10 protein-coding genes are annotated in these 15,074 nt (G+C 45.8%); 5 read left to right on the top strand and 5 right to left on the bottom strand.

All coding sequences use genetic code 11. From position 1 onward, the window contains the following. Positions 1-109 precede the first annotated feature (109 nt). Together ACED48_RS05380 and tldD are read left to right on the top strand one after the other, a co-directional pair. On the top strand, positions 110-922 hold the full coding sequence (locus ACED48_RS05380; RefSeq protein ID WP_017055953.1) for a carbon-nitrogen hydrolase family protein: 813 nt from the start codon (positions 110-112) through the stop codon (positions 920-922). Positions 923-941: 19 nt separating this feature from the next. Next, a complete protein-coding gene (gene tldD / locus ACED48_RS05375; RefSeq protein WP_017055954.1) occupies positions 942-2,387 on the top strand; it encodes a metalloprotease TldD in 1,446 nt (481 codons plus the stop codon). Positions 2,388-2,495: 108 nt separating this feature from the next. Here the strand turns inward: tldD and ACED48_RS05370 are convergent, their stop codons facing one another. Then, entirely contained in the window at positions 2,496-3,875 is a 1,380-nt protein-coding gene (locus ACED48_RS05370; RefSeq protein ID WP_017055955.1) for a PhoH family protein, read from the bottom strand. A 467-nt stretch (positions 3,876-4,342) separates the two neighbouring features. On the opposite strand from ACED48_RS05370, the gene rapA reads away from it, so the two are divergent. Continuing rightward, a complete protein-coding gene (gene rapA / locus ACED48_RS05365) occupies positions 4,343-7,252 on the top strand; it encodes an RNA polymerase-associated protein RapA (RefSeq protein WP_017055956.1) in 2,910 nt (969 codons plus the stop codon). 92 nt (positions 7,253-7,344) lie between these two features. Here the strand turns inward: rapA and ACED48_RS05360 are convergent, their stop codons facing one another. Beyond that, positions 7,345-8,622, bottom strand: coding sequence for an NRAMP family divalent metal transporter (locus tag ACED48_RS05360; protein ID WP_017055957.1), 1,278 nt, complete (start codon positions 8,620-8,622; stop codon positions 7,345-7,347). A gap of 159 nt (positions 8,623-8,781) precedes the next feature. Between ACED48_RS05360 and ACED48_RS05355 the strand changes: the two genes are divergently transcribed. Then, entirely contained in the window at positions 8,782-9,516 is a 735-nt protein-coding gene (locus ACED48_RS05355) for a pseudouridine synthase (protein ID WP_017055958.1), read from the top strand. A gap of 37 nt (positions 9,517-9,553) precedes the next feature. Then, on the top strand, positions 9,554-10,516 hold the full coding sequence (locus tag ACED48_RS05350; RefSeq protein WP_017055959.1) for a D-2-hydroxyacid dehydrogenase: 963 nt from the start codon (positions 9,554-9,556) through the stop codon (positions 10,514-10,516). Between the two features lie 165 nt (positions 10,517-10,681). Here ACED48_RS05350 and ACED48_RS05345 read toward each other — a convergent pair whose 3' ends face one another. The 3 genes from ACED48_RS05345 to ACED48_RS05335 form a co-directional block, all read right to left on the bottom strand. Then, a complete protein-coding gene (locus ACED48_RS05345) occupies positions 10,682-11,119 on the bottom strand; it encodes a universal stress protein (protein WP_017055960.1) in 438 nt (145 codons plus the stop codon). A 110-nt stretch (positions 11,120-11,229) separates the two neighbouring features. Further along, complete coding sequence (locus ACED48_RS05340; RefSeq protein WP_017055961.1) at positions 11,230-13,809, bottom strand: TRAP transporter permease; 2,580 nt, start codon at positions 13,807-13,809, stop codon at positions 11,230-11,232. A gap of 246 nt (positions 13,810-14,055) precedes the next feature. After that, on the bottom strand, positions 14,056-15,024 hold the full coding sequence (locus tag ACED48_RS05335; protein WP_017055962.1) for a TAXI family TRAP transporter solute-binding subunit: 969 nt from the start codon (positions 15,022-15,024) through the stop codon (positions 14,056-14,058). Positions 15,025-15,074: the final 50 nt, after the last annotated feature.

Below are 15,074 nucleotides of genomic sequence, written 5' to 3'. Positions count from 1 at the left end.
TCGAGCTAGTGAAGATGGTCGTCGCTTGGTACGGTAAGTGGTTAATATCGTAAGTGGTTAATACGGTCAATGCTGGTTTCTGAATCAAATGAATGGAGGAGTAATACGCATGGATTGTGTTGGATTGATTCAAATGACATCTGGCCCTAACCCTGAGCTAAACTTTGATTACCTTGTTCAAGAAGTTGCAAAGTGCAAAGCTTTAGGGGCTAAGTGGGTGGTTTGCCCTGAAAACGCGTTAGTTTTTGGTAGCAAGGCTGATTATCACAAATATGCGGAACCTTTAAATAATGGTCCATTGCAAAATAAACTGTCTGAGCTAGCAAAACGTCATCGAGTTTGGATCGTAGTTGGCAGTATGCCAATAAGTACGACAGAAGGTGTGACGACCACAACCTTGGTGATTGATGATTTTGGCAGTTTAGTGACTCACTACGACAAGTTACACATGTTCGACGTGGATGTCGCTGATGCACACAAGTGTTATCGAGAGTCCGATATTTTTACGCCGGGTGACCGAGTTGTGACAACGGAAACGCCTTTTGGTCGCTTAGGTTTGAGTATTTGTTATGATGTGCGCTTTCCACACTTGTATTCAGAGTTACGTAAGCAAGGTGCGCAAATTATAGTTGTACCCGCTGCGTTTACCGCAGTGACAGGTCAAGCGCACTGGGAAGCATTATTGAGGTGCCGTGCGATCGAAACACAGTCGTGGGTTGTCGCGGTGGGGCAAGGGGGGAAACATCCTTGCCAAAGAGAAACATGGGGACACTCAATGGTGGTTGATCCATGGGGACGAGTGGTCTCACAGTTAGGCCAAGATCCTAAAAGTATGGTGGTTGAGATAGATATATCCAGTTGCGAATCTATTAGGCAAAATATGCCAATCGCGCAACACTCTCGATTTACCAATCAATTTTAATTACAAACAAGAGCCATTTATGAGCATTAATCAAATTGAAGAAGCGCTACTGAACCCAACAGGGCTTACGGAGCAGAATATCGCAGATACATTGGCGAGCATTGCTACCCGCCAAATTGATTATGCTGATATCTACTTTCAGTCAAGCTGGCACGAGTCTTTAGTGCTAGAAGACAGCATTATTAAAGACGGCTCTTTCAATATCGATTGCGGTGTTGGCGTTCGTGCAGTATCGGGTGAAAAAACCGGTTTTGCTTACGCAGACCAAATCCAATTGGATGGACTTAAACAGAGCGCGATTGCGGCTCGTGGTATCGCTAAGCAAGGCCAAAACGGCAAGGTACAGGCTTTCAAACGTAACTCTAACCAAGCTTACTATGACGCGGTAAACCCACTAGCAAGCTGGGAAAAACAGCAAAAGACAGAACTGCTTAAAGCGCTTGATGCTTACATTCGTACTAAAGAGCCGATGGTGACTGAAGTATCGGTAAGCCTAAGCGGTGTGCATGAGCAGATGCTGGTTGCCGCGACTGACGGCACTTACGCCGGTGATATTCGACCGTTGGTTCGATTATCGATTAGCGTGCTTGCTCAGAAAGGCGATCGCCGTGAACGCGGTAGCGCGGGTGGTGGTGGCCGCTTTGGTTACGACTTCTTCCTAAGTGATGACAACGGTACTCAAGTTGCTTACCAATTTGCTGACGAAGCGATTCGTCAAGCTCTCGTTAACCTTGAAGCGGTGGCTGCGCCTGCTGGTGCAATGCCTGTTGTCCTTGGTTCTGGTTGGCCGGGCGTTCTTCTACACGAAGCAGTAGGCCACGGTTTAGAAGGTGACTTCAACCGTAAAGATTCTTCGGTATTTTCTGGTAAAGTTGGCGAGCAAGTAACGTCAAGCTTATGTACGATTGTCGATGACGGCACATTGACCGATCTTCGTGGTTCATTGAATGTGGATGATGAAGGTGTTAATGGTCAGTACAACACGCTAATCGAAAACGGTATCCTAAAAGGCTACATGCAAGATAAGCTGAACGCTCGTCTAATGGGTGTGGCACCGACAGGTAATGGTCGTCGTGAGTCGTACGCGCACCTTCCAATGCCGCGCATGACCAATACATACATGCTACCGGGTGAGCACACGCCGGAAGAGATCATTACTACGGTTGAGAAAGGCATCTACGCGCCGAACTTCGGCGGTGGTCAGGTTGATATCACCTCTGGTAAGTTTGTGTTCTCTGCTTCTGAAGCGTATATGATTGAAAACGGTAAGATCACCCACCCTGTGAAAGGCGCAACGCTGATCGGTTCTGGTATTGAAGCAATGCAGCAGGTGTCTATGGTCGGTAATGACCTAAGCATCGACCGTGGTGTTGGTGTGTGTGGTAAGGCTGGTCAAAGTGTACCAGTGGGTGTTGGTCAACCAACATTGAAGCTAGACTCGCTAACCGTCGGTGGTACTGAGTAATTCAGGCTAATCTCTGCCAATTTACTTTAAGATATTAAATTGAAAAGCGCCTCCAATGTGAGGCGCTTTTTGTTTTTAGATTACTGATTCAGTGAGCGTATAGAGTCACTACATGTTCTCTTCAGCAAACTCTGCCAGTCGGCTACGTACTACACCGTTGAGGTGGATATTGGCGCTGCCTTCGAAGTTTTTAAAACGCTCGACCATATAGGTTAAGCCAGAAGTCACAGGGGTTAAGTAAGAAGAATCTATCTGTGCTAGGTTACCAGAACAGACAATCTTGGTGCCTTCACCACAACGGGTGATGATGGTTTTTATTTGTGATGCGGTCAGGTTCTGACACTCATCCAGAAGCACAAAGGCATTCTGGATTGAACGGCCACGCATAAAGTTAATCGATTTGAACTGAATGTTGGCTTTGTCACAGATGTATTTCATTGACCCTTCGGTGCAGTGGTCATTCTTGTGCAGTGCTTCGAGTGTATCGGTCACCGCGGCCAACCAAGGCAACATCTTCTCTTCTTCGGTACCCGGAAGGAAACCAATCGACTCACCGATATCCGGTGTATTTCGGGTTACGATGATCTTATCGAACTGTTTACGTTCGATGGTTTGTTCAAGCGCAGCAGCCATGGCTAACAGTGTCTTACCACTACCCGCGGCGCCAGTGAGAATTACCAGATCAATATCAGGGTCGAGCAGGGCATCGATCGCCATACCTTGATAGATGTTCTTTGGTGTAATGTCCCATGCTCTGCGATTCATTAAGCGTTCTCGGCTTAGATCGCGAAGCGTGATCGTTTCGGACTCAATCTCTTCGACTCGAGCGGCAAAGTCACTCTCTTCGTCAATCACATATTGATTGAGGAAGGTGGGCTCGAAAGGGGCTCTTGCTAGAGTGTGTAACGTCTTTCCCCCTAGAGCCTTACTCTCGACATTATCAATGCCATCCCAAAATGCCCCTTCGAGTTGTTGAAAGCCTTTGGTGAGGTATTGGATGTCATCAATCAGCTGATCGGTTTGATAATCTTCAACAAAGCGAACACCAGCGCCTTTGGCTCGTAAGCGCATGTTGATGTCTTTGGTGATGAGAACCACTTCGCGTGGTGCGCGTTTATTCTGAAGATAGAGGACAGCGTTGAGGATTCGGTTATCACCTGCCTTATCGTCGGCGAAGGCCTTAATGCTTTCTTGAAGTTCGTAGTCAGCGAGTATGGAAATACTGCCGGATGCGTTTATTTCTTTAGAGAAAGGAATGCCTTCCGAGATTTGATCGGGTGTGGTTTCCCTGAACAGATCTTCGAGCGTGCGAATCGCAATTCTCGCATCTCGAGCAACGTCTCTTTTACTGTCTTTGATTCTGTCGAGTTCTTCTAGCACTGTCATGGGGATAACGACATCGTGCTCTTGGAAAGAAAATATAGCGAAGGGTTCGTGAAGTAGGATATTGGTGTCTAAAACAAATAGCTTCCGGTTGGTCTCGCCCATAGCATCTCCTTGCCGACGTGCGGCTTGCCTTGCATTCATTGAACGTAGATAAAGCTCATATAAAGATTAGTATCTGATTCTGCAGATAGTCAACTACTTACCTAAACTTCATCTTGAGGAACAGCGCCATATCGTTGTCGATGGATATGACGTATTCGTCTGAGAGCAGCAATCTGCTACCTATAGATTAACCATGATTTTTTTACAGTTTGATTGCACTAGCGAAAACAGAAAAAAAGCATGAAATCATTGCCTTTAGGCGTGACCTAAATCACAGCATCGAGTAAGATTAGCGACCTTTTTCTGCACCATTTCCTCAAGATATTTATTATCTAGAGCGCACTTAAAAAGTGGCTGCAAACTAGGCGTTTTTGGCTATATTTTCAGTTCGGGAGTGAGAACGCTCGTGTTTAAAAATGCAGTTAAAAAAGACCAAATTCCAACTATAAGATTGAGGTAGTCGATTCATGACATTTGCTTTGGGGCAACGCTGGATAAGCGATACGGAGAGCGATTTAGGTTTAGGTACCGTTGTAGCAATGGATGCTCGCACAGTGACACTAATGTTTGCAGCGTCAGAAGAAAACCGTGTTTATGCACGTACTGATGCTCCCGTAACCCGAGTAACGTTTAATGTAGGCGATGTCATCGAATGCCAAGAAGGTTGGTCTCTGTCTGTCGAGGAAGTTATCGAAGACAAAGGGCTGCTAACCTACTTAGGTACTCGCGAAGATACCCAAGAAACAGAAGTCACCCTGCGTGAAATCTTTTTAAGCAATCAGATCCGCTTTAACAAGCCACAAGATAAGCTGTACGCAGGTCAAATCGACCGTATGGATAATTTTGTGTTGCGTTACCGTGCGCTGAGCAACCAGTACAAACAACACAAGAGCCCTATGCGTGGCTTGTGTGGTATGCGTGCTGGCTTGATCCCTCACCAACTATACATCGCCCATGAAGTGGGTCGTCGTCACGCTCCGCGTGTTTTACTGGCTGATGAAGTTGGCCTAGGTAAAACCATTGAAGCGGGCATGATCATCCACCAACAGGTGTTGTCTGGCCGTGCTGAACGTATTCTGATTGTGGTTCCTGAAACTCTACAACACCAATGGTTAGTCGAGATGATGCGCCGTTTCAATCTGCACTTCTCTATCTTTGACGAAGAGCGTTGTATTGAAGCGTTTGCTGAATCGGACAATCCATTTGATACCCAGCAATACGTTCTGTGTTCTTTGGACTTCCTACGTAAGAGCCGTAAGCGCTACGAGCAAGCACTTGAAGGCGAGTGGGACTTGTTGGTTGTCGATGAAGCGCACCACCTTGAGTGGAGCCAAGACAAACCAAGCCGCGAATACCTAGTGGTTGAAGGATTAGCTGAAAATACTTCTGGCGTACTGCTACTGACAGCAACCCCTGAACAACTAGGTCGTGAGAGTCACTTTGCGCGTCTACGTCTGCTTGATCCTGACCGCTTCTACGATTACGAAGCATTCGTTGAAGAAGAAGACCAATACGCACCGGTTGCTGATGCAGTAACGGCTCTGTTTTCTGGCGTGAAGCTTGAAAACAGCGCGAAAAACCAGATTACGGAACTGCTTTCTGAGCAAGATGTTGAGCCTCTGTTCCGTGTGATTGAAGGTGATAGCAGCGAAGAAGAGCAAGCGTTAGCTCGCCAAGAATTGATTGATAACCTTATGGATCGCCATGGTACAGGTCGTGTTCTTTTCAGAAACACACGTGCAGCAATCAAAGGCTTCCCCAAGCGAAATGTAAACCTACTGCCGATGGACATTCCAACGCAGTACACAACCTCAATGCGTGTATCTGGCATGATCGGTGGCAAGATGGCTCCAGAAGCTCGTGCAATGAAGATGCTGTATCCAGAAGAGATCTTCCAAGAGTTTGAAGGTGAAGATTCAAGCTGGTGGCAGTTCGACTCACGTGTTAACTGGTTGATTGAAAAGATCCAAGATAAGCGCAGCGAAAAGATCCTAGTGATCGCATCACGTGCAAGTACTGCTTTGCAATTAGAGCAAGCACTGCGTGAGCGCGAAGGTGTACGTGCAACCGTATTCCATGAAGGCATGTCGATTCTAGAGCGTGATAAAGCGGCGGCTTACTTTGCTCAAGAAGAAGGCGGCGCTCAGGTTCTTATCTGTAGTGAGATCGGTTCTGAAGGCCGTAACTTCCAATTCGCTAACCAATTAGTGATGTTCGATCTACCGTTCAACCCTGACTTGCTTGAGCAACGTATTGGTCGTTTGGACCGTATCGGTCAGCTACGTGATATCGACATTCATGTCCCTTACCTAAAAGGCACATCACAGGCGATCCTTGCGCGTTGGTTTGATGAAGGTCTGAATGCGTTCGCTGAGACCTGTCCAACGGGGCGCACGGTTTACGACAAGTACTCTGATGTACTTATCGAAATGCTGGCTTCTGGTAATACAGAGCAGCTTGATGAAGTGATTGAAGAGTCTGCCAAGCTAAACCAAAGCCTAAAAGCGGATCTAGAGAAAGGCCGAGATCGCCTGCTAGAGATGCACTCAAACGGTGGCGACAAAGCGCACGACATTGCAGAGATGATTGCATCGACTGATGGCGATACTAACTTAGTAACGTTTGCACTGAGCCTGTTCGACACGATTGGTTTGAACCAAGACGACAAGGGTGAAAATGCGCTAGTTGTGACACCATCTGAGCACATGATGGTACCAAGCTACCCAGGTTTACCTTATGAAGGCGCAACCATCACGTTCGACCGTGATACCGCCCTTTCTCGTGAAGACATGAACTTCATCAGCTGGGAACACCCAATGATTCAAGGCGGTATCGATCTGCTACTGAGTGAAGGTGTTGGTGCGTCAGCGGTATCACTGCTGAAAAACAAAGCGTTGCCTGTAGGTACTATCCTGCTTGAACTGGTTTACCTTGTGGATGCGCAAGCACCGAAACGCAGCGGTATCAGCCAGTTTTTACCTAAAACGCCAATTCGCTTGATGATGGATGGCCGTGGTAACGATTTATCTGCTCAGGTTGAATTCGATAGCTTTAACCGTCAGTTAAGCCCGGTAAACCGTCACTTAGCAAGTAAGCTAGTAAATTCGGTACAAGGTGAGATTCACAAGCTTATCGAAGCGGGTGAGACGCATGTACTTCCGAAAGTGGAAGAAGTGCGTGAACAAGCTCAACGAGACATGCAGACTAATCTAAACGGTGAATTAGAGCGTTTACAAGCGCTTAAAGCGGTTAACCCTAATATTCGTGATGAAGAGCTAGAGGTTATCGAAGCTCAAATCAATGAACTGACCGGTTACATCAGCAAAGCTCAAGTTCAGCTAGATTCATTACGCTTGATTGTGGTTTCTCACAACTAATTTTGAATCAGCGAAATGCTTTAACAAAAGAAGGCCTTCATGATGAAGGCCTTCTTTTTATCTCGCGTTTGAAAGGTGTAAGAGCCGAGGAATTACATTAACCACTTCCACCAAACAAATACCGCTAGGAAGCCAAATAGGTAAACAAGACCCGCAACTGACAACCATTTCAGTTTTGCACCAATCGCCAGCGCTTCTGGTAGTTTGGCTTTGCTTACCAAAATGAAGTTAAGCAGAGCGAAGAAGGGTGTCGTTGCAAACGCAAGCACCATCGCAAAATCAAGCATTGTCATCAATGCGGCACTGAAGAACATCACAATTGCGAGTGCTGTGATAGATACGATAACGATCCAACCCTGTAGCATTTTTGGGCTGCTTTCTTTTTTAAGCAATAGACGTTGTGATTCAGCAAGCACGCGTGAGTAGCCGTCGATAACGGTAATCGTACTACCAAAGATACAGAAGAAAGCGATAAGAGCGATCAGTGGGCGAGACCATTCCCCAATGGTAGAGGCGTAAATGCCGACTAATTGATGAGTGAAGCCAACGCCAGAACGAGACAATTCAACACCTGAACCGTGAAGGACCAGAGCGCCTAAAGCAACAAATACCAGTGCCAGCAATGCCGTGCCAATATAACCTATATTGAAGTCGAACAGCGCTGATTGAGCGGTTACTTCTTGTTTCTCTTTTTGGCTCTTTAGCCACATTGAAGTGATGCTTGAGATCTCGATAGGCGCCGGCATCCAACCCATGATTACCACGATAAAGCCGATAGCAGCCAATGACCAAGGCGACGGTGGAACAAAAGCCGCGTCAGGCTCGACTGGAGATCCGATAGCAATGGCAACCGCGGCTAAGGTTGTGATGGTCAGGATCGCCATGATGGCCTTAGATAGGGTGTCAAGCGCACGATAATGGCCAGCAAACAGAATGATCAAACAGGTTGCTAGTACGATCATGCAAAGCGTGCTAGTCGCTAGATCAAAAGGAACAAAGTAGCTAAGTAGGCTCGCACTGAATAGTAACAAAGCAGCCGTGTTCACGACGGCGGAAATGGCGCTCAGCATCGAAAAGATCACTAGATATGGACGGCCTAGGTTAGAGTAACCTTCAACTAAACTTTGACCTGTGCCTAGAGTATATTGAATGCCAGCTCTAAAAAATGGGTACTTAAATATATTAACGAGGATAATAAGAGCAGCGAGCTGCCAGCCATAAATGGCACCAGCTTTGGTTGAGGCTACTAAATGAGAGCCTCCCACCGCCGCCGCAGCCATCATGATACCTGGGCCAAGAGACTTAATTAAGCTTGATAGGGGAGTAGAGGTTTGTGCTTTTTTTGTGGTTGTTTTAACCGTACTTTCCATTATTTTTCCTTTAATGCTGACTTCTTATTTTCCATTCCCCCTATCAATACCATGTTTTGTAAAGTCGTCAACTTTTATGTACGAAAATGTTGAAAATCGTATTTATTAATAAACGGGTTAACCATAAGTTATTTATTCACCAGCAATTAAGAGGCTCCAATGGCGTTAGAAGAGTACACACCACCACGTGAACCGTGGATTGATATTGTTTATCAAGATGACGATATTCTTGTGGTGAACAAGCCAGCAGGTCTGCTTTCTGTGCCGGGGAGATTACCAGAGTATTACGACAGTATGTGGAGTCGGCTTGTTGAGGAGTTTGCTGATATTCAAGTCGTGCATCGATTGGATATGTCGACATCGGGCTTGATGCTGCTCGCTAAACACAAACAAGCTGAGTGCCATTTGAAGAAGCAATTCCAATATCGGCTGACCCATAAGCTCTATTACGCACGAGTATGGGGAAAGGTAGAAGGAAGGGAAGGCGTGATCGACCTTCCGCTTATTTGTGATTGGTCAAACCGCCCTCGTCAGAAAGTGTGTTTTGACGAGGGAAAACCATCACAGACTCGGTATGTGGTGGAGCAAGAAGAGGCTCAAACGACCTTATTGAAGTTATTGCCGATTACCGGTCGTTCTCATCAGCTGCGTGTGCATTGTATGGAAATAGGTGCGCCTATTGTTGGCGACGAGTTTTATGCAACGCCAGAAGCGTTTGAGTATAGCGATCGGCTGGCTTTGCATGCGTCTGAACTGAGCTTCTATCATCCAGCGACTAATCAACGCTTCAAAATCTTTGTTCCTTGTGAGTTTTATCCTCAAGCTTTACCACAAATTGAACAGCACTTTGAAATTGCGCCAGAGCTTCCAGACTACAGTAAGCTAAAAGCTTAGAATAAGACCATTCAATCGACTGAACCAAGGAAGTACAATGCCGAAGTTGAAAGTGGTTTTTCTCGACCGAGCCACCATCCCATCTCAAATTATTTTAAAACCTCTTAGCTTTGACCATCAGTGGGTTGAGTATAATTTCACCGCGCCAGAGCAAGTGTCTGAGCGAATTGAGGGAGCGGATATCGTGATCACCAATAAAGTGGTGCTCAGTGAATCGAATTTGGCTCAAGCACAACAGCTTAAGCTCATAGGCGTTTCAGCGACGGGTGTGAACAATGTCGATGTTGGCTACTGTAAAAGTAACAACATCGCAGTGGCTAACGTACAGGGCTACGCGACTCAATCGGTACCGGAACATGTTATCGCGATGCTATTTGCGTTAAAGCGTAACCTCGTTGGTTATCATCAAGATATTGAAGCGGGAGAGTGGCAAAAGGACAAGCAGTTCTGCTTTTTTACTCATCCGATTCAAGATGTGGCGGGCAGCACATTGGGTTTAATCGGTAGTGGTAGCTTAGGGCAAGCGACTGCGATACTGGCTAAAGCGATAGGTATGAACGTCATCTTTGCTGAGCGTAAAGGGGCTGAATCTTGTCGAGAAGGGTACCTGCCTTTTGAGACTGTGTTGCAGCAAGCGGATGCGATCAGCTTACATTGTCCGTTGACCGAAGCGACTCGAAACCTGATTTCAGAGCGAGAGTTAGCAATGATGAAACCAAGCGCGGTACTAATTAATGCTGGGCGTGGTGGGTTAGTGGATGAGCAAGCCTTAGTTGAGGCTTTGAAAAATCATGAGATAGCCGGCGCGGGGATGGATGTGTTCACACAAGAACCGGCAGACAACTCGAATCCACTGTTAGCTAACAGTCGCTTACCTAATTTACTGCTGACACCTCACGTGGCATGGGGGAGCGATAGCTCCATTCAAAAGCTGTCTGATATCTTAATGGATAACATAGATGGGTTTGTTGCGGGTAAGCCACAAAATCTCGTTGGTTAATTGAGATTGTATTCAGCACTCTGTGCTTGATGAAGTAGAAATAAAAAAGGTTGGCTTTTAGGCCAACCTTTTTAAGTCTTTTATTTCAGCTCGACAGGGCTTATTAGCTTATTAGCTTATTAGCTTATTAGCTTATTAGCTTATTAGCTTATTAGCTAGGAGCCATTAGCCTTGAGGCTTAACTACCAATACATTGATTGGCGAGTTCTGTACTACTTTGCTCGCAACAGAACCAAGCATAACTTTGTCAATTTTTGAACGCTTATGACTTGGCATCACGATAAGGTCGGCGCCAAGCTTTTCTGCGTAATCTAGAATTGTTGTGTAAGCCTTGCCTTCTGCAACGTGAACCTTATACACCACATTATCGTCGATGTGTTTGTTTGCAAACTCTTTGAGCTGGTTTTTAACATCAATCTTCATTTGGTTCGCCGCATCTTTCGGGAAGTAAGATGCAACCATTGACATGTGAATGCCCGGTAGTACGTTTAAAATATGTATTTCAGCATTACTGTGTTTTGCGTGCCATACCGCTAGCTCGACTGCTTTATCAGAAAAGCCTTTGTCGTTAAGATCGACAGGAACAAGGATTTGTTTATACATGTCTTCGTCTCATTTTAAGCAGCGCCCAGTCGTATTCCCCAAGCGCTGTCATTATCTTTTCCATGTAATCAAAAAGCCAAATAGAGTTGAGCGCTACCTGGCTCTATCCATTACGCGCTAATCTCATCCTTACGAGCACGTCGTCTTTGGTTCATCGCTAAACCAATTAAAATGAGTAGGGCCGGTAAGAATACCCACTCTTTCATTGGTCGTTCTGCATCTTGGATTACAGATTTAATTTCCCAATCAAAGTCAATTCCAGCGGCTTCAGCTGGGCTACCAAATTCAACCATATCGACAATCATCTTGCCTTCAGTTTCTGTCAGCATTAAGCCCATTGAAGCGATGCGGTCTTCACTTGTTGTTGCAGAATCTTCAAATGGAAGACGAACTGTTTTCTCAGAATAGTCACCTTCTAAGTTCTCGCCACCCACTCTTAACTCCACAGATTGTCCCACAGATAGGTTTTCTGTGATTTGAGCTATCTCAACTCCAGGTGAAAGAACTTTCGCTGGATAGATCATGTCCCACCAGAAACCAGGGCGGAAGAACGAGAAAGTCAGAACCAACAATAGTATTGTTTCCCACAACTTGTTTTTGGTAAACCACCAACCTTGTGTAGCTGCGGCAAAGATAAGTACCGCAGTCACAGAAGATAAGATGGTTAGCGCTAAATGCCACCATGAGTCAATGCCCATCAATAGTAGCTGAGTGTTGAAAATAAACATGAATGGTAAGATCGCAGTACGGATATCGTAGGTGAAACCTTGAATACCTGTGCGAATTGGATCTGATTTCGCAATCGCTGCCGCTGCAAAAGCAGCGAGACCAACCGGAGGCGTATCATCCGCAAGAATCCCGAAGTAGAACACGAACAAGTGAACGGCAATCAGTGGAATGATTAGGCCGTGTGCTGCGCCTAGGGTAACAATTACTGGGGCCATCAGTGTTGATACAACGATATAGTTTGCTGTGGTTGGTAAGCCCATGCCTAAGATTAAGCTGATTACCGCAGTAAATAGCAGCATAAGAATGATGCTACCACCTGAGATAAATTCAACGAAGTCGGTCATCACAAGGCCGATACCGGTCAGCGTTACCACACCAACAACCGTACCAGCAGCCGCTGTTGCGACACCGATACCTATCATGTTACGTGCGCCTGAAACTAAACTCTCTGCTAAGTCAACGAAGCCCGCTTTAGTTTGTTCAGCAAGATCGTTTGATTTGTTCATCAGAGTCATTAAAGGACGTTGAGTGAGCAAAATAAAGATCATGAATACCGTTGCCCAGAAGGCAGAAAGACCTGGAGAGAATCGCTCTACAGTCAGACACCAAACAAGAACCACGATAGGCAGTAAGAAGTGCAGGCCAGATTTAATGGTTGGGCCTGGATCTGGTACTTCGGTTAGTTCGGCATCGATGTCCATGCCGCCTTCAGCGGCGTATTTTGCAGATACACGAACTAGAGCAACATAAGCAATCAATAGCGCAACTGTCACTATTGGTGTCGCTGCATCGCCAAAGACATCTTTTGTCCAGCCGACACCGTAGTAAACAGCAGCACTGATCACACATAGCCCAAGAATGGTACCTGTGAACGAAAGCAGGCTGTGCAATATCGTTGGCGTGTGGCGGCGAGGTAGGCCTGTCATACCTGCTTTACATGCTTCTAAGTGAACAATGTAAATTAGGGCGATGTAAGAAATAAGAGCGGGTAATAGCGCTGCTTTAATAACCTCGACGTATGAGATACCTACATATTCGACCATTAAGAAGGCCGCGGCACCCATGATTGGCGGGGTTAATTGACCATTGGTTGAAGCGGCAACTTCTACAGCTCCGGCTTTTTCACCTGAGAATCCTACTCTTTTCATTAGAGGGATCGTGAAAGTCCCCGTCGTTACCACGTTAGCAATAGATGAGCCAGAAACTAGACCGGATAGGCCAGATGCTACAACGGCTGCTTTTGCTGGGCCTCCTTTCATGTGACCAAGCAGTGAGAATGCAACCTTGATGAAGTAAGCACCAGCGCCAGCACGTTCTAGCATTGCACCAAACAGTACAAACAAGAATACAAATGACGTTGATACGCCAAGAGCTACACCGAATACACCTTCTGTTGTTAACCACAAATGCGACATCGCCTTATTTAGGCTCGCCCCTTTATGGGCAATAACGTCTGGCATGTGTGGACCGCCAAAGGTGTAAAGTAGGAATACTGCTGCCACAACCATAAGAGGTGGACCCAAAGCGCGTCGTGTTGCTTCCAGCAGTAGAACCATACCAATGACAGCCGCAACAATATCGAATGTTGTCGGGGCCCCCGAACGACCGGCAAGCTCAGTATAGAAAATATAAATATAAGAAGCTGAAAAACTACCAGCAAGTGCTAATACCCAATCGACTGCAGGGATGCGATCCCGAGGCGAGTTCTTCAAAGCTGGGTAAGCGGTAAAAGCTAGAAAAATAGCAAACGTCAGGTGAATTGCTCGAGCTTCGGTATCATTTAAAATAGCGAAGTTAAAAATAAACGGTAGCGGAGATGCATACCAAAGTTGGAACAGTGACCAACATAAAGGCACAAACCATAAAATACGGCCTTGGATACCGCGAGGGCTACGCGCACCAGTGTCTGATTGTGCCACCATTTCTTGCACATCTGGAGACGGTGATGTTGTCTGCGTCATGTACTTTATCCTTATTATTGATGGTCTGCCTTTCTTGAGAACAATGAGACGTTACTTACTCCCTATCTAGTGTAGTGAACTGGTAGGGAAATGCGTCTTTGTTTGTCTTAGGCTTGATATGAAGGTAAGTCCTCCAATTTGGAGAAACTTAAAGGCTTGTCATTTTTCTCTTAGGTTATTTTTATAAACATGAAAAGCCAATAAGGAGGGCGTGCCTCCTTATTGGTTGAGTAGGTTTAAGTAGAGTTACTTAAGAAGACCTACTTCTTTGTAGTATTTTACTGCACCAGCATGAAGGGGGATGGAGATACCCGCTTTAACCATGTCTTCTTTCTTCAGGTTTGCAAATGCAGGGTGTAGGCGCTTGAAAGTGCTGAAGTTTTCAAATACAGCCTTAGCAACGTTGTATGCCACTTCTTCAGAAACGTCTGAAGTTGTTACCATAGTTGCAGCAACACCGAAGCTATTTACGTCAGCGTCTGTACCACGATACATACCTGCTGGAACTGTACTGTATGCGTAATATGGGTTTTCAGCGACGATTTTGTCGATCTGAGGACCAGTTGCTGAAACCAATTTTGCATCACAAGACGTTGTTGCTTCTTTGATTGATCCGTTCGGGTGACCAACCATGTAGATGAATGCATCAATCTTGTTATCACAAAGTGCTTGTGAACGCTCAGAACCTTTCAGTTCAGAAGCAAGTTTGAAGCTGTCATTAGTCCAACCCATAGCGTCCATTACAACACCCATGGTTGCACGGTCACCAGAGCCTGGGTTACCAATGTTTACACGCTTACCAGCTAGGTCAGACACATTGTTGATACCAGCATCGGTACGAGCGATGATGTTGAACGGTTCTGTATGTAGAGAGAACATAGCGCGAAGTTTCTTGTATTCGCCCTGATCTTTAAATTTACTTGTACCGTTGTAGCCGTGGTATTGCCAGTCCGATTGAACAACACCGAAATCTAGTTCACCAGCACGGATAGTGTTAACGTTGTATATTGAACCACCAGTAGACTCTACAGAACAACGGATGTTGTGGTCTTTGCGGCCCTTGTTCACTAGTTTACAAATTGCACCACCAGTAGGGTAGTAAACACCTGTAACTGAACCAGTACCAATTGTGATGAACTCTTGAGCGTTAACTGCGCCAGCGCCCATTACAGCTGCTGCAATAGCACCAACTTTAACAAGTTTGGTAAATGCCATGAATTTCCCTTCCTTTACTCATTATTAACCCTGAAACAAGTGTAGTCGTT

It is taken from the genome of Vibrio sp. 5S239 (assembly GCF_041439575.1).
GTDB classification, from domain to species: Bacteria; Pseudomonadota; Gammaproteobacteria; order Enterobacterales; family Vibrionaceae; genus Vibrio; species Vibrio kanaloae.
Note: the sequence above shows the minus strand (reverse complement) of the source record. Positions and strands in the feature narration are given on the sequence as shown.

Excerpts from the sequence above, each read along its gene's own strand:
- ACED48_RS05380 (WP_017055953.1), top strand. The coding sequence starts at position 110 with ATGGATTGTGTTGGATTGATTCAAATGACATCTGGCCCTAACCCTGAG.
- tldD (WP_017055954.1), top strand. The coding sequence starts at position 942 with ATGAGCATTAATCAAATTGAAGAAGCGCTACTGAACCCAACAGGGCTT.
- ACED48_RS05370 (WP_017055955.1), bottom strand. The coding sequence starts at position 3,875 with ATGGGCGAGACCAACCGGAAGCTATTTGTTTTAGACACCAATATCCTA.
- rapA (WP_017055956.1), top strand. The coding sequence starts at position 4,343 with ATGACATTTGCTTTGGGGCAACGCTGGATAAGCGATACGGAGAGCGAT.
- ACED48_RS05360 (WP_017055957.1), bottom strand. The coding sequence starts at position 8,622 with ATGGAAAGTACGGTTAAAACAACCACAAAAAAAGCACAAACCTCTACT.
- ACED48_RS05355 (WP_017055958.1), top strand. The coding sequence starts at position 8,782 with ATGGCGTTAGAAGAGTACACACCACCACGTGAACCGTGGATTGATATT.
- ACED48_RS05350 (WP_017055959.1), top strand. The coding sequence starts at position 9,554 with ATGCCGAAGTTGAAAGTGGTTTTTCTCGACCGAGCCACCATCCCATCT.
- ACED48_RS05345 (WP_017055960.1), bottom strand. The coding sequence starts at position 11,119 with ATGTATAAACAAATCCTTGTTCCTGTCGATCTTAACGACAAAGGCTTT.
- ACED48_RS05340 (WP_017055961.1), bottom strand. The coding sequence starts at position 13,809 with ATGACGCAGACAACATCACCGTCTCCAGATGTGCAAGAAATGGTGGCA.
- ACED48_RS05335 (WP_017055962.1), bottom strand. The coding sequence starts at position 15,024 with ATGGCATTTACCAAACTTGTTAAAGTTGGTGCTATTGCAGCAGCTGTA.